The organism is Paenibacillus sp. MAHUQ-63, assembly GCF_028765165.1.
In the GTDB taxonomy this organism is placed as follows: Bacteria; Bacillota; Bacilli; order Paenibacillales; family NBRC-103111; genus Paenibacillus_E.
In genome coordinates, this window is sequence record NZ_JARADB010000005.1 from 257,836 (window position 1) to 278,309 (window position 20,474).

Here is a 20,474-nt window from a genome sequence, read left to right on the forward strand (position 1 = left end):
TCTCTATAATTCAAACTGATTCAATACCTATTGAACTACGGTCAGGTTCGACTATAGAGAAAAACCCTTACCCGTGATCATGTCCTTTCATCTGGAGGGGTGTGTTCATCGAGGTCAGGGTTTTTTATTATTCTGAGAGGGGAATTGGCGTGTATCCGATTATCGATCTTGTAGAGCACCAGACCATTGCCGCCGTACAGAAAGAGGAAGAGCTAGAGCATGCGATAAACAGTCAAGCCAATATCATTTTCCTGTTAATGGGCTCCATCTTCAATGTGCATGAATTGGTAGCGCGCGTGAAGCGTGCCGGCAAACAAGTCTTCATTCACATCGAATTCATCGAAGGCATCGTACCGGACCGAACCGGATTATCCTATATCGCGAAGAACGTGCAGCCTACAGGAATCATCTCTACGAAGGGCAACTTGATTCGCATCGCCAAAGACATGAATTTAATGGCGATTCAACGCATATTCCTAATCGACCACAGTGCCGTGGTCCGGGGAATCAAAGCAGCGGAACAAAGCCAGCCGGATGCCATTGAGGTTATGCCGGGCATCATGCCCCGTATTATCGAGGGGCTAACGGAGATGACCCCCTACCCGATCATTGCCGGAGGGCTGGTCGATTCTCAAGGGCAGATCGACGAAGCTTTGCAGGCCGGAGCGCTCGCCGTATCGACGGGCAAATCCGAGCTGTGGTAATACAAGGCTGTAAATAAGAATACGACTACAAAGCGGTAAGAGAATGGGAGAATGCCTCTTTGGAAAAGGTTGCAGCGGACGTTGGTCCGGCGGCTTTTTTCAGGGAGGCCTTTTTCATTTCAGAAAAGAGGGAGGATCCGCATGGATAGCATTTGGCAGATTAGTCATTTGGAGCTAACACTCCGCATATTTACAGCTGCCGCCTTAGGCGGTATGATCGGCTTCGAACGGGAATGGAGCAACCATGCGGCAGGGCTGCGGACGCATATTCTGGTATGCATCGGCTCCGCCGCCATTATGCTGCTGTCGATATACGGATTCAACCAGTTCGTCTATGAAGCGAATGTGCGAATCGATCCCGCTCGTCTGGCGGCACAGGTCATCACCGGAATCGGGTTCCTCGGGGCAGGCGCGATTATGAGGAACGGTTCCACCGTTTCCGGACTGACCACTGCCGCCTCCATTTGGGTCGTTGCCGCGATCGGGCTTTGCGTAGGCGCCGGGTTTCTGTACTGCGCCGTGCTGGCTACCTTCATGGTGCTCGTCAGCTTATTCGTCCTCAATAAATGGGAGAAGCATCTGTTCCGTCATCGCAAACATCAGGAGCTCATCATCAAAATCCATGACCGCATGGATGTCATGGACGCTATTTTATCTTCATTCACCGAGCAGGATATTCAGGTGAAGAACGTGATGATGGAGCTAGATACGGCAGGAACGGAGGAGCATCCAGGGTCTGTGATCGCGCTGAAAATCAGCGTCAAAACGGTCCCCGCCGACCGATTGAATCGGGCCATAGAGCAAATTTCACGCATTGAAGGGGTGCTGTCTATGGAGCTGCGGCACGACCAGCCGGGCCGAAATACGGAAGCTTCCAAAGTTCAGGTTATGTAAAATTGATGATTGCGCTTCCATTTTTGGTGGTGTATAGTAAATATAATTCAATCGCATGTATGTCGGGTAGAGACCATGGAGAACCCCTGATTACACTGCACTCACGTCCCAAGCGGAACGTGGGTTCATGTGTAGTTTAGGGGTTCTTTTTATGTTGCCGGCAGGAAGGAAAGGAGCATACATGGATATTACATTACTAGGAACCGCCGCTGCCGCTGGCGGGGCTGAGCGCGACAACACCTATCTCCTTCTGAGGCACGGGGAGTCCTACACCATGATTGATGTCGGAGGCAACCCTTTGGGCAAGCTGGCTAAACTGGGCGTAGGCGTTAATCTGGTGGACCGCGTAATTTTCACCCATGCGCACATCGATCATGTATACGGATTCCCCTCCCTCTTATGGGGCATGTGGCTCGCCAAGCGAATGAAGCCTCTGACCGTTCACTGCTCCGAGGAGCAGGAGCCTCAGCTTCGGAAGTGGTTGGACGTGATGGAGATCGACGCATGGCCTATCCAATTCTCCATCGATATCCGCACTTTCGATTGGACGAAGGAGTCTCATCTGGTTGAGGAAGAGCATATAGCGATCTCGGCATTCCCGAGCCTTCATCTCGGGCCGACCGCAGGGCTCTCAATCCGGTATCTGGACAAGGTGCTTGTCTATTCCGCCGATACCGAGCTCAATCCCTGGATCAAGGAACGGGCGCATATCGATGTTCTCATCCATGAAGCTACAACCGCCGAACGTTCCGGTGCCCACCATTCGAGCTTGCAAGGCATTGCCGATTATTACCCGCTGGAACGAATCGGCCGGATCGTTGCTGTGCATATAACGGATAGTGAGCCGTATGAGAACGTGCTCGGCAAGCTGCCGCCTGCCGCCAGCGCCAAAATAAGCCTTGGCTTCGATTTAATGACCATATCGCTTTGATGATTTGTAAGGGACTGAGACGAGTAGAATCCCAAACCTATCTGATTGACTGCGCCCCAGGGTGAGGTCTGTCTGGGGTTTGGGATTTTTTTACGTTAGATAACATGGGAAATTTGGGGAGGAACCAGAATGAAAAGCTTTGACGGGTATATTTTTGATTTGGATGGGACGATTTATTTGAGCAATCGACTGATCGACGGAGCTGCGGAAGTCATTCAATATTTGCGGGCCAAGAACAAGAAGATCTTATTTCTCACGAACAAAACGATCGAATCCCGGGAGAAATATGTGAAAAAGCTAACCGATCTTGGGATTCCCATCGGGCTCGAGCATATTTTAAGCCCTACGCTGGTTACAATTCGCTATCTGCAAGAGCATTATGCCGGTAAACCTATTTATGTCATCGGGGAACCCTTGATCAAGGAAGAGTTCAGGCAAGCCGGCCTTCCGTTCGCGAATACGCCCGAGGAGACGGATGTCGTCATCGCCTCTTGGGATCGCGATTTCCACTACTCCCACTTGGACTTCGCCTATCAGGCCATTAAAAGAGGCGCTGCCGTACTGGCCACCAACCCTGACCGAACATGTCCCGTTGAGGGGGGCGATGTGCCCGATTGCGGCGGCATGATCGGAGCCATTGAAGGCGCCACGGGCAAGAAGGTCGAACTCATTATCGGCAAGCCCTCCGTGCATATGGCCAAAGCCGCCTTGGAATGCTTGCAGCTGCGCGCCGATCAATGCTTGATGACAGGCGACCGGATTGAGACCGACATCCTGATGGGCAAGCTGGCCGGACTGCATACCGCCTTGGTGATGACGGGCATTACGCAAAAAGAAGATTTGGCGCAATCCAATTATCAACCGGACTATGTGCTGAATTCCGTCTATGATCTCCTGCTGGAAGAGACGCTGGAAGAAACGGCTAGTGCGGCTGAATAAATAACACAAAAAAGCTATCCCTCTCGAGGGATAGCTTTTCATTTGAGAGCCTAATTCGCTATCTGGCTCCACACCGGGTATTCATCCAAATATCCGAACTGATACAGTTCCCGAAGCGCCATGCGTATGCTCGTCTCGTCCTCACCCGATTCGCTGGACATCTCGATCAGATCGTCCAACTGAATCTGAGGATGCTCTTTGCAGAACGCAAGCAGCCCCTTGGCTGCCCATGACAGCCGATCGTCCTGGAAATCACCGACCAAACGGCGGAATATTTTCTGGGAAATAATCTTCATCTCGACGAGGGTCTGCAGTGCTTTGGAGACCTGCTTCACATTCATGCGGCCCAGCTTCGCAATCTCGGCGAGTTCGGGAAAATTCGATTCCGAGGAAAAACATTTCAACACGATGACGGTCATCTGCGTATAAATATCCAAGCCGGGATAACGAAAAACGTCGTCCGACAGTGAAAAATGACGCACGGCCTCCTTCGTTTGACCATTGTCCATTCGATGTCCTCCTTATCTTGATCATGGAGTTCACCTACTCAGGCTCCCTGCCATGATCCGAGGTAGGCACCAGCTTACCCGAGTTTTGCCGGGACTGCCGGAAGATTTGTGCCATACTAAATTTCTTCGCTTCAGCGGCAGCTGTCTGGACGAGCGGTACCGACTCAACCGCCGCCAAGCTGTTATCGCTTACAGCAGAGGGCTTGTCCAGGTCTATCCTGTCTTCGTCTATGTGGGGTAACGTATTTGTCGAATCATCCATCCAAGGTGAGGGAATGGAAACCCCCTCAGAGCCTGTCGTTTCGGCCGGCGGAATGACCGGCGGCCGTATGGCCGATCGCTGCTCGCGCACGTATTGGATCAGAATGTCCATAATGCCTTGACTGAAATAACCATCCCTTTTCAGTTGGTTCAAATAGTCGATGACTTCCGGCGGCGTATCTGACGGAATATACAGGGTTACGTCTTTGCCGGAACGAACGTAAACAGTGGATCGGCGTTTTTTCAATCGGAACCGCTCCCGCTATCAGCAGTGTCCTTCCCTGCCGAGCCGGCCGCGGCTTCATTCTCATGCTTCAACGCATGGTCCAGCATCAGGAACGTACCCCGCACATTACGGAATTGGCTGGTTTCGGCCGTATCGAACCGAATGGGCAGCCCGAGCTCGGCGTTCAATTTCTCAATCCATGGCTGCAGCACGACAGCTCCCCCGCCGATAAACCAGAACTCGTTCGCATAGCGAACGTGTTTCCAGGAGCTGCGGGCGAACTTCAGCACTTTCTCCGCCAATATGCGCATGTGCTTATTAATCAGGCTGGTCATGTCGAACACAACTTTGCCCTCGGCATAAATCTCATACTCTTTGTTGATCAGCATAAGCGTCAGCTCCGCCGTACTCGCCAGCAGCTCTTCGCCTTGCGCATTGACTTCGTTACGAATGCTTTCCAGCGCATCGTTGAGATAGATTTTGGCGCCTGTGGAGTGCCGCTGATCCAGGTCGAGACCTGGTCTGAAGAAGGCGATATCCATATCGACGCCGCCAACATCGGCAATGCCGAAGCCCTTGTGCGACAGATGCGATTTCGATGTCGCTTCCAGATCGTATACGCCGGAGACGTCATCGATGCTAATATCGGTAGGCAGCGTAAATTCCATTTCCACGGTCACGCCTTTGAATCCGGGGGTTGTCACGAACGTAACGGAATGCACGCCACCCGTAATCTTCCGGGCGAATTCATCGCGAAACTTCGTGATTTCGCGAATCGGCAGACCGGTGCCCAGGTTGACGGCGGCTTTGATCCGCTTCTTCCCCTTCTGGATGGCCCCTTCGTTCTGCTTGGCAATGGCATATGCCGCCGCCGTGAGGAGCGTCACCATCGTTTCCGGCCTTTGCGCTTTCTTCTGCACGGCTTTGTCCCCGACAATTTCATGAAGAATGCCTTCGTCACCAATGGCGAGATTGCCTACATAAACATGACGGTATTGGTCGCTCTCAATTGCAGGCGATGTAATCTGTACGTCGAGGAAATCCAGGGGATCACCTTGTTCCATCAAAAGAAATCGTTCACCAAACGGTTGTGCCAGCACATTAGGGAAAATGAAACTGCAGTCCAAATGGTCATAAATCACCTTGACATGACTGCTGCCGTTATCGATGGACAGCGTGATGGTCGTGGTTAAGACTTCGTTCTTTGTCAAGTCAATTCCCCTCTCCTACCTTGAATTGTATCTATATAAACATTCGAAAGAGAGAGCTAGATTCAGAGGGTATTTGGAATTTTCCGTTAATTTTATCACTTCTCTGGAATCAACTTTAAAGTTTAAAGTTTAAGATTTAACATTTAAGATTTAAAGTTCAAGCTTCGAACCTTAACGTTTGAACCTTAAAGTTTAAAGTTTGAACGTTAAGGTTCAAACGTCGAAGTTTATGGATAGCTGCAGGATAAGAGGAGGGTACTATGAGTCGTGTGCACCGCAAGCGGAAGTTGGCGCGGGAGTTGGCACAGAACTCGACGAAATTTCTGATTCTATATGAAAAATCATATAGATTCATCACTTAATCACTAAAATCGGCGATTCTATATGAAAAATAGAATACATTTCCTCTTTCCACTGTAATTCCGCCTATTGTATTCGAAAAATCATACCGAATAAGCAAAAAAGGAGAAGAAGTGTTCCAGAACAGGATTCGCACGTGCTTGTTAAACCATAAAAAAAAGCCGGAATCAAGCATCCGGCATTTCTTTCATCGCATATGTTTTACTATCCGAAGACCATAAGGATTCGATTTCCTCCAGCGATTTCCCCCGCGTCTCAGGGACAATCCGCCATGTGAACAAGAACGTAAACAAAGACATAAAGCCGAAAATCCAGAAGGTCACGGCCGGACCTGCGGAACCCAGCATCGGCGGGAACGTTTGCGATACGACATAATCTGCCGTCCACAGCGCCATGGACGCGATCGCCGTCGCTTTCCCGCGAATGCGGTTCGGGAATATTTCCGACAGCAGCACCCACACGACCGGACCGAGCGAGATCGCAAATGCAGCGACATACAGCAGGATAGCGGCCAGCACCAGAGGCCCGGAAGGCTGTCCCGAATGGAACTCCATGCCGATAATGAAGAGGGAGGCCGTCATGAATGCCGTTCCCCATAGCAGCAGCGGCTTCCGACCCACCTTGTCGATCAGCCAAATCGCCAGAATCGTAAACAGGAAGTTAATGAGCCCGACCAGAATCGTCTGAACCAATGAGGCATTGGTGCCGGCGCCCGTTTGTTTGAATATTTCCGGCGCATAGTACATAATCGCATTAATTCCCGTAACCTGCTGTAGAATAGCAAGCCCGACGCCCACGATGAGAGCAAGCTTCAAGGCGGGGCTGAACAGCTGGCGGACCGATCCGCTTTCCTGTTGGAAGGACTCCTTGATCTCCAGCACTTCCTGTCTCGCGAGCTGTTCGCCGTGAATGCGAAGCAGGATCGGAAGCGACTCCGCTGCCCTGCCTTGCTTAATCAGCCATCTCGGGCTTTCGGGCACGAAGAACAGCAGGATGAAGAACAGTAAGCCGGGCAGAACACCGAAGCCGAACATCCACCGCCATCCCGTAGATACATCCCATGCGTCGTCCCCGTAGCCGGCAATCCACATATTAACGAAGTACACCAGGAAGATGCCGGTGACCGTCGCGAACTGATTCAACGCTACAAGCCGGCCGCGGTACTTGGCGGGCGCGATCTCCGCGTTATAGAGCGGACAGAGCGTCGACGTGATCCCAATCCCTAGACCGCCAATCATGCGGGAAATGATGTAACCGGTGAATGTATCGGGAATCGCCGATCCGACCGATCCGATAATGAATAGCAACGCGGCCAGCAGCAGCACCTTTTTCCTCCCGAATTTGTCTCCCAGCACACCGGCGCTGGCAGCTCCTATAATACAGCCGATAATCAAGCTCGAGACCGCCCACCCCACCTCGATCTCACTCAGGTCGAAGCGTTCTTTCATAAAACCGACGGCACCCGACACGACAGCCGTATCAAACCCAAACAATAAACCGCCCAAAGCGGCAACCATCGATACGAGAATGACATATTTCATGCTGATTTGATCCTTTCCGACATCACCGCACTTCGCGCGTATGAGTCATGTTATATGCTGAATAAACGATATACTCTTGTGACAGTGCCCATTATATCACGGGTTCCGGGCATGCTCGGCTTCCTTTCCCTGCACTTAATTGACGTTATCCAGCACAATTTTGACCCCCGCCTCAGTCTATGCGAAGCGCTGCCGCAAACTAGCACTATCTTGTCCGCACACGACAAAAAAGTCCATGCTATTGCGCATGAACTTAATCGCCCGGCTGATGGCGGTACTCCGTGGGTGTAACCCCGGTTACTTTTTTAAAAACACGGCTGAAATAATTAGGATCCTTATATCCAACCGCATAACAAACCTCCTTGAGGCTCAGCTGCCCCTCCCGGATGTAAGCTTTCGCCCTGTCAATGCGCAGCCCCGTCACATAATCGATAAAGGTTTCCCCCGTATGCTGCTTGAACACCTTGCTGAAATAATACGGGTTCAAATGAACATGATCCGCGGCTTCCTCTAGCGACAACTCCTCTTGGTATTTGCCTTTAATGAATGTCACAGCCTTGTCGACAACACTCCATGTCCGCTGTTCGCGCTCCTCCCGAATTTGCTTGATCGCCAATTCCACATAGGTGCGTTCCCTGCTTGTGTCGCCTGTCTCCCGCTGCCCTTCCATCGACACCTCATGCAGATCGCCGAAGCGGCAGAGGGTTCCCCACGTTTTGTGATACGTTGAGGCAAATACAGCCTCGTAATATGATCTTTTGATCCCCTGGATCCCTGCTCCCACGGAACCGATACCGACGGCCGCTTCAATTCCCCGTTGGCTGCGCAGCGCCTCTAGCAGCTTGGCGCCAAGAGCCTGCGCCTCGTCTGACGGCCTATCTCCCTTCGCAGAGGGTTTCTCCAGAAAGAAAATAACCATATGGGAATAGACCATGGAACTGACTACACAGCCGATCCTGTCTCTGACGGCGCTTTTGGCCATCGCTTTGACCGATTCGTAAATCCTCTTCTTCTCCAAGCCTAATTCCTTCTCAGGGATATGCCCCAATTCCGGCACAGCGAGCACAAGCGCGCAGCCTTGATCGATAGAGAGACCTAGCAGCTCCGCCAAGTTCCCCGCTTCCATCTCGCTGACTTGGTCGGACATAAAGTTCAGAGCCAGTTCCGTTTCCGCAAGCGGCAGCAGCTGGAACAGCTTGTCCCGCATGGCGAGCTCCTCGTCGCGCTTTCGCTGCTCCTGCTCAATCTCCGCCACCAACCGCTGCAGCAGCGAGACGATATGGTCCCGCCGGGCCGGTTTGACCACATACTCCTTGACCCCCAGGGCCAGCGCTTCTTGGGCATACTCGAAATATTCATAGGCCGTCACCAACACCATTTTGATCTGCGGGTGATGCGCCTTAATTTCCTTCAGAGCTTCCAGGCCGTGAATACCCGGCATTTTGACATCCATCAGAATAATATGGGGTCTATACTCCTCCGCCTTCCGAATAGCCGCCCGTCCATTCTCCGCATGAATAATTTCGAACGTACCCGGCATCATCCGGCTCACGATCCATTCCATGCCTTCTCTCTCCAGAGCCTCGTCATCCGCGATCAATAGACGGTACATGGGGTTCCTCCCTTCCGGCGGCGGGCAGCTTAATAAGAACTGTCGTTCCTTCGCCCGGCCTGCTGACGATATCGACAAGATTCTTCCTGCCGTAAAATAATTCGAGCCTTTTGAACACATTGCGCGTCCCTAAGCCCGTAGATTGCCCGTGCTCCCGGCGGCCGGGAGGTTCCGCTTCATAATCAAGCAGTGCGGCCCGAACCTGCTCGTTCATCCCGATCCCGTTGTCGGAGATCGCAACCCGCACCCACCCGGCTTCGCAGGACACCGTCAGCTTCAGCTCCGCCCCCTTCTCCATTCCTTCAATACCGTGTACGAACACATTTTCCAGAATCGGCTGCAGGGTTAGCGTGGGCATGCTGACATCCAATCCCCGCTCGTCGATTTCTGTCCCGAACTGGATCCGGTCGCGGAAACGGGCTTGTTGAATGGCGAAATATTCCTTGGCATGCTCCACCTCGTCTCTGAGCGTTACCGGGCGGTCCAGATTGCGAAGGTTGTACCGCAGCAGATTCGACATGGAGACGGTCAAGTCGCTTGTTCGTTCAGCGCCTTCAATCAGCGCGAGCTTGGACAACACATTCAAAGAATTGAACAGAAAGTGAGGATTGATTTGATTTTGCAGCACCTCCAGCTCCAGCTCTTTGACCAGCTTGTCCTTCTCCAGGCTCATCTTCTCCTTCTGTATCAGCTCTCGCAAGTTGTCCTGCATCCGCCCGAACGCCGCAGACAGGACGCCGAATTCGTTCTCAGCGCTGATTACCGGAGCTTCCGTCTGCAGATTGCCGCCGGAGATCAGCTGTGCAGCCTTCGTTAATTGCCGGATCGGCCTCGTAATCCCCAGCGAGATGGCATAAGCGAACACGACGCTGATCCATGTATTCAAGATAAATATCGCGATGCCCCAGCGGTTCATCGCCTCCGTTTGAAGCAGAATTTGCCGGTAGAACGGTCTGTAATAACTAAGCTCCGAATCGGTAAGCCGGTGCCCCTCATCCTGGATGAACACGGCGGTTCGTTCCGCCTCCTCATACAACGCAATATAAGCCAATGAATCGGGGCTTTCCAACGCTTTCATGACACTGTCTTCCTGCCGCGCGAAGGTTTCCAGCATCCGCAGATAGCCGGAATGGGCGAGTCCTGTGCCAGGCATTGCGCTCCGAGCGGACAAGTCCGCGCTAAGGCGATTCAGCTCCTCCTTAAGCCCCAGGTAAGCCTGTAAGCTACTTTCGCTGCGCTCTGCGACATAGGCATTCAGCGCACGAAGGTTATCTTCCGTTTGCTGTGTAATCTGTTTGTATAATAATACACGGTCCAGCATGACATTGTAACTGAGCTGCACCGTTCTTCCGCTGTGGAAAATGTAATAAGAAACTGCATTATTGAAAATAAACAGCGCAGGTATGACAATAAACAGCATTCTCCGTATGTTCATGGCTTCCCTTTCACGATATCCGTCGCAATAAAGCTTTGGGCTGGGATCGCGTGCCCCTGATAAAACTCGTTTAACCAATAAACCGATTTGGCGCCAATCTCCCGGGGATGTTGAACGACAACAGCCTTAATCGTCCCTTGATCGATGCCCTTCCGGGTCTCCTCCAAATCATCGAACCCGAAGACGCGGATATCGTTCCGGTTCGCCGCCTTCAATCCCTCGACAATCCCCGAGGCGTCCAAAGAACTGAATCCGACCATCGTTTGAATGCCGGGGTTGGCCTGCAGCATCGCTTCGGTTTGCCTTGCAGCTTGCAGTCTGGAAATGTTGGAGGACCGGACATCGACAATCTCGAAGCCGCGGCGATCTGCTAGTAGGGAGCGAAATCCCTCCAACCGCTGCAGCTGATTGTCCGCCCTCTCGCTTCCGATCATGACACCGATGCGGCCCTTCCCTACGGCTTCTTGCGAAACAAGCTCTCCCATCCGTTGACCCGCTTCCCTGTTATCCGTCCCGATATACGCCAACCGCCGGCTCCCTGGCGCATCGGCATCCACAGTGATAACGGGAATTCCGGCCTCTGCCGCCTTATTAATCAACTCTTCATAGGCCGGCTCCTTGATGCCTTGCAGCAAGACGGCATCCGGCTTGGCCGCAATCGACTTCTCCAGCAGATTCGCCTGCTCGGCTGGGTTGATGCGGATCGGACCCATGTAGTCAATCTGCATGCCTAACTGTGCCGCTGTCTCTCTCGCACCTTGTTCAACCGTTCGCCAGAAAGGGTTATCCCGCTCTTGCGCAATGAGGATCACCCGTTTACCGGCTTCGCGCCCGGTATCGCCAGCCGCCATTTCCTTGACCAGGCGGTGAATCTGCCATGTAGACGAGAGGAACTGGATAATACAATAGCTAAAAATAAATGCCAGGCCTATGAGTCCGAATGTCCCGTATTTTCTCGACAAGGCGTGCCTCCGTTTCAGTCTGTCCTATGATTCACCTTCATTGTGACCGCGCGCTTCCTGAGATATACATCAGCGCTTTAGTTACAAAAGGGTAACTATCTTACTTAAAAGTACGTACTTTTCAATTCCGACCGGAACGTTCATAATAACATTGGCTGTCCGGTGACAAGATACGGATGGCGATCATGGTTTGCGGTGAAGGCGCCCTGCGCCAGCATATACATTCATTGAAGGAGGAAGTACGAATGACCATCACCAATTTACAATCCACAACAACGCTGCACAACGGGGTTAGCATGCCTTGGTTTGGTCTGGGCGTATTCAAAGTAGAGGAAGGCTCCGAGGTTGTCAGCTCCGTGAAAGCCGCGATTAAGAACGGCTACCGAAGCATCGATACGGCAGCTATCTACGGCAATGAAACAGGCGTTGGACAAGCCATCGCCGAGGCGCTTCAAGAAAATGGCTTGTCCCGGGAGGATCTCTTCGTTACTTCGAAAGTATGGAACGCCGATCTTGGCTACGAATCGGCGATCGCCGCCTACGAAGCCAGCTTATCCAAGCTAGGTCTTGATTACCTTGACCTGTATCTCATTCACTGGCCGGTGAAAGGCAAGTACAAAGAGGCTTGGCGCGCATTGGAAACCTTGTACAAAGAAGGCCGCGTCAAGGCGATCGGCGTCAGCAACTTCCAAATCCATCATCTTGAAGATGTCATGAAGGATGGAGAGATCAAGCCGATGGTAAACCAGGTTGAGCTTCATCCCCTGCTGGCTCAGCAAGAGCTGCACAGCTTCTGCCAAGCGAACGGCATCCAGTTGGAGGCTTGGTCGCCGCTCATGCAGGGTCAGCTTCTCGATCACCCGGTGCTAAGTGACATCGCCGCCAAACACGGCAAATCGATCGCCCAAGTGATTCTGCGTTGGGATCTGCAGCGCGGCATCGTGACGATTCCGAAATCGATCAAAGAGCATCGCATTATCGAGAACGCCAATGTGTTCGACTTCGCGTTATCCGAGGATGAAATGTCCCGTATCGGCGCTCTGAATGAGAACCGCCGCGTCGGCCCGGATCCGGACAACTTCAACTTCTAAGCCGCTATAAGAAAGGCACCGTCCCTTCCGCCATGGAGGGGTGCGGTGCCTTTGCTTTTGTGTTAAACCGCGCTATGCAGGGCTTGAAGCGCCGCTTGCCGGTCCTTGAGGAAGAAGATCGAATTCCCCTGATTGCATTCGTAGATAAAATCCTTCAGACTCTTGCTGTCGTATCCGTCATAGTCGCCGACGATGGCAATTTTCACCTGATAATTCGTATACTTTTGCAAAATATCGCCGGCCAGCTTTGTTTTCAGATCAAAAAACTCTTCCACAATATTGTTTTTGTGAATCAGCATTTTATCGCAGCCGGCCGTATAGCGAACCGACGCCATCAAGTCCAGCGCCGCTTGCACGTCGCCGATCAAGATGTCGTCGCTTTCCACAATTGCAACTTGGGAAGGCCCATTGATATCGACGGTTATGTTCATGCGCTCACCTTTTCTCCCTATTCCAATACGGTCTTCACCGCTTGGTCTAAGGCTGCAATCACCTTATCGCACCATTGATCGAATTCCTGATCTTCCCTTTGGAGCTCAGGATGCGACAGCATGTGGGCAATAGTTTCCTTAATGCCTTGATCGAAACGCTTGGTTGCTACAAATTCAGGTACGAGCCGCTTCAGCTTGCTATTGTCAAAGACAACCGTGTTGGCTTTATCGCCTAGCAACCCGCCTCTATAGCTCCCCTTGCTGCACGCATCCAGAAATTCGGAAGCGACATGCACCGCCTGCAGCTTGACGCCAAGCGCGTCGGCAATCGCTTCATAAATTTGATTCCAGGTCAGCGACTCATCCGATGTGATATGGACGGACTCTCCAATGGCATGCTTATTGCCCATGAGACCGATGAAACCTTTCGCAAAATCGCTGTTATGCGTCATGGTCCACAGCGAAGTCCCGTCGCCATGAATGATAACCGGCTTGTTCTCCAGCATCCGTTTGGCTACCTGCCAGCTGCCTTTGCTGCCATGTACGCCGAGCGGGATATTACGTTCGTCATACGTGTGGCTCGGTCTTATGATCGTAATCGGAAATCCATGGTCCCGGTACTGCTTTAACAAATAATCTTCGCAAGCGATTTTATTCCTCGAGTATTCCCAATATGGATTCGAAAGAGGCGTTCCCTCTGTAATTCGATAGTCAGATAATGGCGTTTGATATGCTGAAGCGGAGCTGATAAACATAAATTGCTTCGTTTTACCTTGGAACAGCCGGTAATCCCGCTCCAACTGCGAAGGTTCGAATGCAATGAAATCCGCAACCACATCGAACTCCAAGTGTTCAATTAACTTCGCGACGACCTCCTCATCCCGAATATCCGCCGTCAGCAGGTTGGCCCCCGCCGGTAAAGACTCGTTCCTTGTCCCTCTGTTCAACAAATACAACTCGCATCCTTGTGCCAGCAGTTGTCGGGTAATCGCCGAGCTAATCGTTCCTGTTCCTCCAATAAATAGCGCTTTCATCATGCCACCTCCGGTAATCTTGAATCATCTGTAATTACTTCGCCATTGCGCCCGTAAACCCTCCTGTACAAAAAAGACCTGAGAAAGCGGTCCGCTTCCCTGGTCTCCGATTTAAATCTTTTTAACAAATTCGGATTTTAATTTCATGGCGCCAAAACTGTCGATTTTGCAATCAATGTCGTGATCGCCTTCAATCAGCCGAATGTTTTTGACTTTGGTGCCTATTTTGATAACCATAGAACTGCCTTTTACTTTCAGGTCTTTAATGACGGTGACGGAATCCCCATCGTTCAGGACATTCCCGTTCGCGTCTCTCACGATTTTGACATCCGCATTGTTCTCCGAATCCGTATCTCCGTTCCACTCATGTGCGCATTCGGGGCAAATGAAGAGACCTCCATCTTCGTACGTGTATTCAGACTGACATTGGGGACAGTTCGGTAAATTCGACATGATCTTATTGACTCCATTCCTATGGGTATTTCTCTTCATAACCCGGCGGCTCGCGAAGAGTTGACCGGGTCTTCTTATTTGTTGCGGTCCGCTAACCGCATGGGCGCGAAAAACGCTTCCTCCACATCATCCGCAGGCAGCGGCTTGCTGTAATAATAGCCCTGGATTTTGCTGCACTCGTTATCCATCAGGATATCGAGCTGCTCTTTCGTTTCGATGCCCTCCGCGATCACATCCATGTTCAAATGCTGGGCCATCGAAATAATCGTAGCGACAATGGCTTTATCATTCGGGCTCACCGTGATGTCGCGGATGAAGGAGCGATCGATCTTGAGCTTATGGATCGGCAGCAGCTTCAAGTAACTGAGCGAGCTGTAGCCCGTTCCGAAGTCATCCAAGCTAATGCGAATGCCGGAATCCGTCAACTCGTTCAAAATGCCTTTGGACACCGAGGCGTCCATCATCATGCTTTCCGTAATCTCCAGCTCCAAATACTCCGGCTCTAGCTCCGTTTCCTGCAAAATCTCCTTAATATATGCCGCCAGATTCGATTGGTGGAATTGCTGGGACGATAAATTAACGGAAACTGGAATCAACGGCCCGCCGGCACGATGCCAAGCTTTCATCTGCTGGCAGGCTTCACGGAGCACCCATGTGCCGATTTCATAAATCATGCCGGTCTCTTCCGCGATCGGGATGAATATGCCCGGAGAAATCGTGCCCTTCGTCGGATGCTGCCACCGAACCAAAGCCTCGACGCCAATCATCCGGCTATCACCGGCGCGAATTTGCGGCTGATAATGCAGCGACAGCTGATTGCGTGCGATGGCTTGTCTCAAATCGACTTCCAACTCAATTTTCTCCTGCAGCTGCGCATTCAACTCGCCGGTATAGAATTGATAGCCATTCTTCCCGTTCTTCTTCACTTCGTACATCGCGGTGTCCGCATTCCTGAGCAGCTGTACGGCGTCTGTTCCGTCTGACGGATAGACCGCAATACCGATGCTGGCTGTGACATAGAAGTCATTCTCTTTCAACCGGTACGGTACGCCTATCGCTTTAATAATACGTTCCGCCAGTTCAGCCAAACCCCGGTTATCATAGCTGCTGTCGCACAACAAAGTGAACTCGTCACCGCCCATACGGGCTAACGTCACCTTCGCATCGTCGATGGAATGAAGGATCCGCTCGCACATTTCCTGCAGGAACAGATCGCCATACGTATGCCCAAGGGAATCATTGATTAGCTTAAACCGGTCCAAATCCAGAACCATGACCGCGAACCGTTCGGTTTTGTTCTCGATGAATTCGTTTAGCGCTTCGTTAAACATACGCCGGTTCGGCATCCCAGTCAGTTCGTCATGAAAGGCGAGATGCTGGATTTTCTCTTTCGTCAACTTCTCTTCCGTAATGTCCTTGGCAATGATGTAGCTCCCTACGACTTGTCCATCCAGGATAACAGGCGCATTCACGACACTAAGCTCCACCCGGCGCCCGTCGTGATGCAGCATGGCCGTATGGTAGTTCTGCATTTCGCCCGATCTGGACTTCATGAACATCTCTGCCGTATACGCTTGCTCTTCCGGTACAATGTAAGGCAGCAGCTTATCGATCGTCTGATTCCGGAACCAGTCGCTGCCCAGCCCCGTGAGTTCGACCGCCGCGGAGTTGAAGCCCAGAATGCGGTACTCCATGTTAATCGAAATGATACCGTCCTGATTGTTCTCGAATAAGGATCTGAACCATTTCTCGTGTTGTTCGAGCTCCGAATCTTTGCTGGAGAAGCGGTTGGAGATATAAATGCCGAATAGCGAAAGCCCTAACGTAAACAGCGTACCGCCCGCTATAATGTAAGCCAGAAGCTTCTGATCCAGGACGATGCCTTTCGGAATTAGCGTATCCTCTACATGGAATTCAGCTGCATACATGCCTGTATAGTGCATGCCGACGACGGCGGCTCCCATAATAAGGCCGCTCCCCAGCTTCTTCCACATGCGGCTAGGCTCACTTCCTTTGCGGAAGTAGAAAGCCAGCCAAAGCGCCGCAATGGAAGCTACGATCGCAATAACAATAGACAAAGTAAAATATACGGGTTTATATGTAATCCCGATCTCCATAGCTGCCATGCCGATATAATGCATAGCGACAATTCCGATTGCCAGCAGCAACCCGCCCGCCAGCAGCTGACGCACGTTCAACTTGCTTCGGCCGACGACGAACAGGGCTAGGAATGACGCGGCTATGACGACAACAACCGATAGGATGACGGTTAATAGATTATAAGACACCTCAATATTGAGCGAGAATGCGAGCATGCCGACGAAATGCATCGACCATACGCCAAGTCCCATTGCAGCTGCACCGAACAGCAGCCATGACCAGCGTGACATCCCTTTGGAGCTGCTGATTCTCCCTACGAGATCAAGAACTGTATACGATGCAACAACCGCAACAACATAGGAAAATGCAACTAAAACCATATCGTAAGAGCCATGCAAATGGTGCATCGTCGTCCCCCGTTTCTTTCGACAATATTCTAGGTATTTTTCATCAATTCTATATTACCTGATTTAACGTGAGATAAATAGCACCATACCATGTAAAAAAGGGCCAACCAAGTTGCAGTTAACCCTTTTGACACAGATTGTTTACGTAAGATGTTACTGGTTAGGAGGCATTTGGCCTTGCGGCGGGTTCCTCATGCCTCTGCGACCTCCGCCTTGCCCGCCTGGGCCTCCCATGCCCTGTCTGGCTGCCGTAACACCCGTTTCGGATAACCAGGTAATGACGGAAGACTGGGTGAAATCAACGACTTTCGTGCCGCCTTGATAAGTGCCGCCGTCATACAGCCCTTTGACCGCGCTGCCTGTCGACGTGCCGCCTGTATAGAGCGTATAGGCTGCATCCTTCTTCAAGTTAGGCGAACTGACGAATAGCGACTGGTACGTTTTGGCCGGCGCGAAAGTCAGGACATCCTTCCCCTCGCTCTCCTGCAGATGCACCAAGGTGCCCGCTTGCTGCTGCTTCGAGTATGTCATCAGCAGACCCGGCTGCGTCGATTGGTCGGATGTCGCTTGCGCCATGCCGGAGCTGCCTGCGGCTACGAGAAAGCCGCCGGTCATGTCGAACGTGCCGTCATAGTCCAACGCGCCGTTGCCGTTCTCGCTCGGTCCGTTCACGACGACAGTACCCCCGCTCATCGCGATCGAGCCGTTCGAATCCAAGCCGTCTCCCTTGGCGTCTACGCTCAGGTATCCGCCGGTGATCGTCAGCTTGTTGGCGGAGCTTGCGCCGGAGGCGGCTCCTGGCTGACCTCCTCTTTGCGGAGCTGCGCCCGCTTCCGCTTCGCCGCTGCCGGAGGAGACATTCACGCCGTCATCGCTGGATACAACGCTTGTCTTCCCTTCCGAAATGACAATGTTCGGAGCCTCGATTCCTTCGTTGCTTTGGGCAATGTCGATCGTCCCCCCGGCAATCGCTACGGAAACGCCGCCGTTGATGCCATCGTCGCCTGCGTTAATTTTCAAATCGCCTCCCAAGACGTGAAGCCCGCCCTTGCTGTGCAGCGCATCTTCGCCGGACGTCAGATTGAACGTTCCGCCGTCAATGGCGATGTATCCTTCCTCACCAGCCGTGTCATTGGACGTTTTGATGCTATGACCGCCTGCTTCCACCGTCAACTTCCCGTCCTTCACGGCGACCAGATCGCGGCCCATAATCCCGTCGTCCACCGCTTTGATCTCCAGTGTGCCTTCGGTTATTTTCAGCTTATCCTTGCTCGTAATCCCGTTGTTATAGTTTCCTTGTACAACCAGCTTGCCGGTCCCGTTGATGGTCAGGTCGTCTTTGCTGAAAATCGCCGAATTCGGCTCGCCGCTGGACGCATCCACGTTCTCGTACGATTTGCCGTCAGACACGAGGTTGCTTGTTCCTTCCTGCAAGGAAATGATCGTTTTGCCCGCTTCTTCTACGAGAATCGGGGATGTGCTGCTGCTGGCGATCTCCGCACCGCTTAGCACCAATCGAACGACGCCTTTATCCTTCACATTGACGGCGATTTGACCATTATCCAGCTTACCGCTTACGACGTAAGTTCCTGCAGCCGTGATGCTGATCTTGCTGCCGTTCACCGCAGCCCCTGTGCCTGTAACGGCTGCGCTCGTCCCGTTCAGCTCAATTTGGGTCGCGTTCGACGCGCTCCAATCCGTATATTGGTCATCGGCGGCATATTCAATTTTCTTGATCACATCGGTGCTCGCTGCTGTCGTGCTTGCCGCGGCCGTCGCCGATTGCGCGGCTGTCGCGGGCTGTGCCGTTGCCGAAGCAGTAGTCTGCTCACTTGTGTCGGTTGCAGCCTGACTGCTGCATGCGGATGCTATTACAGCGCATAATAGTACAATACTTGCCTGTTTCGTTATCAAATGTTTTTTCATAGGTCATCTACCTCTCTTATTTTAGTATTCTGTTGCAGTCGGGCTCATCGTTAACGTAATATCCAAATTCCCATTGCGGCATCTGATTGCATCGAGGAACTCTTTCTGATTCGTCAAGTGGTCGATCGTCACCAGGTAAACCAATTCATACAAGCTTCCCAGCTCGGTTGTTTTTACTTTTCTCAGTTCATACGAGATATGGAATTTCTTGAAAATTTCACCAAACGCTTCCTCATACCCGAGATTTTCCGGGATCGTGACTTTCAACATCTTCTGTGCGGATTTCTTGTCGCCGAAATTGACGGCTTTCAAAATAAACATCAATACACACAAGACGACGGTGAACAATACCGCATAACCGAAGGAGCCGACACCGCAAGCGAGACCTGCCGCCATTGTGAACAGAACGAACGCGATATCTTTCGGATCCCCGGGAGCGCTTCGGAAACGGATGATCGAGAAGGCGCCGGCGAGGCTGAACGCTCTTGCGATATTGCTGCCGATTAATAGAATGATGACGGCAATAATGGCCGGCAGAACGATCATCGTCAAGGTAAAGCTCTGATTGTACATAGGCTGAGTTTTCATATACGTGAAGCTAATAACTGCGCCTAGTGCCACTGCAACCAGAATCGTCAATAGTGCATGAACGAACGTAAGGTCCGTGCTTGCAGCAGCCGAAGTCAAAATGTTTTCTATCATGGTTGAACCCTCTCCCCCGCGAGTCTTTCATTGCGCATTTTTTTGTATTCATTGCCGTATTTCGAGAAGCTCGTGCGGAACATCTGGTGTTCCGAGAGCATTTTGGACAACCAGACCGGCACCGTCTTCTCCGCCTTCACTTCCATCAGCCATTGCCCGTTGCCGAGCAGCGCCTCTCCGTGATCGCCGGCTTCCAGCTTCAAATCATACCGCCTGGATCTAATATTCGTGTCGAAGGTGATCCGCAGATCGCGGCTGTGCTTACAGAACATTGCGATCCGGTCATACGCCAGATACACCTTGGGCTGCAGGTCATACCGTTCAAGGAAGTACTTGATTTCCTGGACGACCTGCTTGTTCATGTACGGCTTAAGCTCCGGCTCTTCGCCCGAGACGGCGAAATCGTATGCCTCATTCAGCATGAGTGCCGTTCTTCTTTTATTCACGAGGCCGAACACCTTCTTCTTGAGCTCCAGATACACCTTGCCGTTCGCTTCCGGAACTCCGTAAGCCCGGATTCGCAGCTTCTCCTTGTATTTGGGCTTGGCCAAGCTGTTCCTGATTAATGAATCATGCTCGGTGTCGTAATACAGATTGCTGATTGCGTAGAACTTATCGTTCTTGTTAAATTCGTCAAGTTCCATATATGCAAGCAATCGGTTATAAATGGCGTAAAAGGCTTTGCTGTCCATCAAATACTTATTTTCATACCGGTTAAAGACTTCGATTGCCATCCGGTGCAGCC

Annotated in this window: 19 protein-coding genes; 5 read left to right on the plus strand and 14 right to left on the minus strand. The window is 51.8% G+C overall.

Annotated features, from left to right (window positions below; all coding sequences use genetic code 11):
- The first annotated feature begins 149 nt into the window (after positions 1–149).
- From PUT07_RS27065 to PUT07_RS27080, 4 genes are all read left to right on the plus strand, one after another.
- Positions 150–704 (plus strand): glycerol-3-phosphate responsive antiterminator, encoded by a 555-nt coding sequence (locus PUT07_RS27065; RefSeq protein WP_274471893.1) that lies wholly within the window; start codon positions 150–152, stop codon positions 702–704.
- Between the two features lie 141 nt (positions 705–845).
- Positions 846–1,598, plus strand: coding sequence for an MgtC/SapB family protein (locus PUT07_RS27070; RefSeq protein ID WP_274471894.1), 753 nt, complete (start codon positions 846–848; stop codon positions 1,596–1,598).
- Positions 1,599–1,779: 181 nt separating this feature from the next.
- On the plus strand, positions 1,780–2,529 hold the full coding sequence (locus tag PUT07_RS27075) for an MBL fold metallo-hydrolase (protein ID WP_274471895.1): 750 nt from the start codon (positions 1,780–1,782) through the stop codon (positions 2,527–2,529).
- A gap of 129 nt (positions 2,530–2,658) precedes the next feature.
- Positions 2,659–3,468: an HAD-IIA family hydrolase gene (locus PUT07_RS27080; RefSeq protein WP_274471896.1), complete on the plus strand. Its 810-nt coding sequence runs from the start codon at positions 2,659–2,661 to the stop codon at positions 3,466–3,468.
- Positions 3,469–3,518: 50 nt separating this feature from the next.
- On the opposite strand, the gene PUT07_RS27085 is transcribed toward PUT07_RS27080, so the two are convergent.
- From PUT07_RS27085 to PUT07_RS27115, 7 genes are all read right to left on the minus strand, one after another.
- Positions 3,519–3,977 carry a hypothetical protein gene (locus PUT07_RS27085; RefSeq protein WP_274471897.1) on the minus strand — a complete coding sequence of 153 codons (459 nt, stop codon included), beginning with the start codon at positions 3,975–3,977 and terminating at the stop codon, positions 3,519–3,521.
- Between the two features lie 34 nt (positions 3,978–4,011).
- A complete protein-coding gene (locus PUT07_RS27090; RefSeq protein WP_274471898.1) occupies positions 4,012–4,485 on the minus strand; it encodes a hypothetical protein in 474 nt (157 codons plus the stop codon).
- Entirely contained in the window at positions 4,482–5,675 is a 1,194-nt protein-coding gene (locus PUT07_RS27095; protein WP_274471899.1) for a ParM/StbA family protein, read from the minus strand. The genes PUT07_RS27090 and PUT07_RS27095 overlap by 4 nt, the downstream gene beginning before the upstream one ends.
- A gap of 527 nt (positions 5,676–6,202) precedes the next feature.
- Positions 6,203–7,576: a sugar porter family MFS transporter gene (locus tag PUT07_RS27100; protein ID WP_274471900.1), complete on the minus strand. Its 1,374-nt coding sequence runs from the start codon at positions 7,574–7,576 to the stop codon at positions 6,203–6,205.
- A 253-nt stretch (positions 7,577–7,829) separates the two neighbouring features.
- On the minus strand, positions 7,830–9,188 hold the full coding sequence (locus PUT07_RS27105; protein WP_274471901.1) for an AraC family transcriptional regulator: 1,359 nt from the start codon (positions 9,186–9,188) through the stop codon (positions 7,830–7,832).
- Positions 9,163–10,623: a sensor histidine kinase gene (locus PUT07_RS27110; protein WP_274471902.1), complete on the minus strand. Its 1,461-nt coding sequence runs from the start codon at positions 10,621–10,623 to the stop codon at positions 9,163–9,165. The genes PUT07_RS27105 and PUT07_RS27110 overlap by 26 nt, the downstream gene beginning before the upstream one ends.
- Positions 10,620–11,585, minus strand: coding sequence for a substrate-binding domain-containing protein (locus PUT07_RS27115; RefSeq protein ID WP_274471903.1), 966 nt, complete (start codon positions 11,583–11,585; stop codon positions 10,620–10,622). The genes PUT07_RS27110 and PUT07_RS27115 overlap by 4 nt, the downstream gene beginning before the upstream one ends.
- A 245-nt stretch (positions 11,586–11,830) precedes the next feature.
- On the opposite strand from PUT07_RS27115, the gene PUT07_RS27120 reads away from it, so the two are divergent.
- Positions 11,831–12,676 (plus strand): aldo/keto reductase, encoded by an 846-nt coding sequence (locus tag PUT07_RS27120; protein WP_274471904.1) that lies wholly within the window; start codon positions 11,831–11,833, stop codon positions 12,674–12,676.
- A gap of 62 nt (positions 12,677–12,738) precedes the next feature.
- Here PUT07_RS27120 and PUT07_RS27125 read toward each other — a convergent pair whose 3' ends face one another.
- The 7 genes from PUT07_RS27125 to PUT07_RS27155 form a co-directional block, all read right to left on the minus strand.
- Positions 12,739–13,107, minus strand: coding sequence for a DUF4180 domain-containing protein (locus PUT07_RS27125; RefSeq protein WP_274471905.1), 369 nt, complete (start codon positions 13,105–13,107; stop codon positions 12,739–12,741).
- A gap of 17 nt (positions 13,108–13,124) precedes the next feature.
- Positions 13,125–14,141 (minus strand): SDR family oxidoreductase, encoded by a 1,017-nt coding sequence (locus PUT07_RS27130; RefSeq protein WP_274472003.1) that lies wholly within the window; start codon positions 14,139–14,141, stop codon positions 13,125–13,127.
- A 111-nt stretch (positions 14,142–14,252) separates the two neighbouring features.
- A complete protein-coding gene (locus tag PUT07_RS27135) occupies positions 14,253–14,594 on the minus strand; it encodes a zinc ribbon domain-containing protein YjdM (RefSeq protein WP_274471906.1) in 342 nt (113 codons plus the stop codon).
- 74 nt (positions 14,595–14,668) lie between these two features.
- Positions 14,669–17,101, minus strand: coding sequence for an EAL domain-containing protein (locus PUT07_RS27140; protein ID WP_274471907.1), 2,433 nt, complete (start codon positions 17,099–17,101; stop codon positions 14,669–14,671).
- A 153-nt stretch (positions 17,102–17,254) separates the two neighbouring features.
- Positions 17,255–19,027 (minus strand): carbohydrate-binding domain-containing protein, encoded by a 1,773-nt coding sequence (locus PUT07_RS27145; protein ID WP_274471908.1) that lies wholly within the window; start codon positions 19,025–19,027, stop codon positions 17,255–17,257.
- 21 nt (positions 19,028–19,048) lie between these two features.
- Positions 19,049–19,729, minus strand: coding sequence for a DUF4956 domain-containing protein (locus PUT07_RS27150; RefSeq protein ID WP_274471909.1), 681 nt, complete (start codon positions 19,727–19,729; stop codon positions 19,049–19,051).
- The gene (locus PUT07_RS27155; protein WP_274471910.1) at positions 19,726–20,463 is read right to left on the minus strand and encodes a polyphosphate polymerase domain-containing protein; all 738 of its coding nucleotides are present in this window, start codon (positions 20,461–20,463) and stop codon (positions 19,726–19,728) included. Before PUT07_RS27155 ends, PUT07_RS27150 begins: the two co-directional genes overlap by 4 nt.
- Positions 20,464–20,474 lie beyond the last annotated feature (11 nt).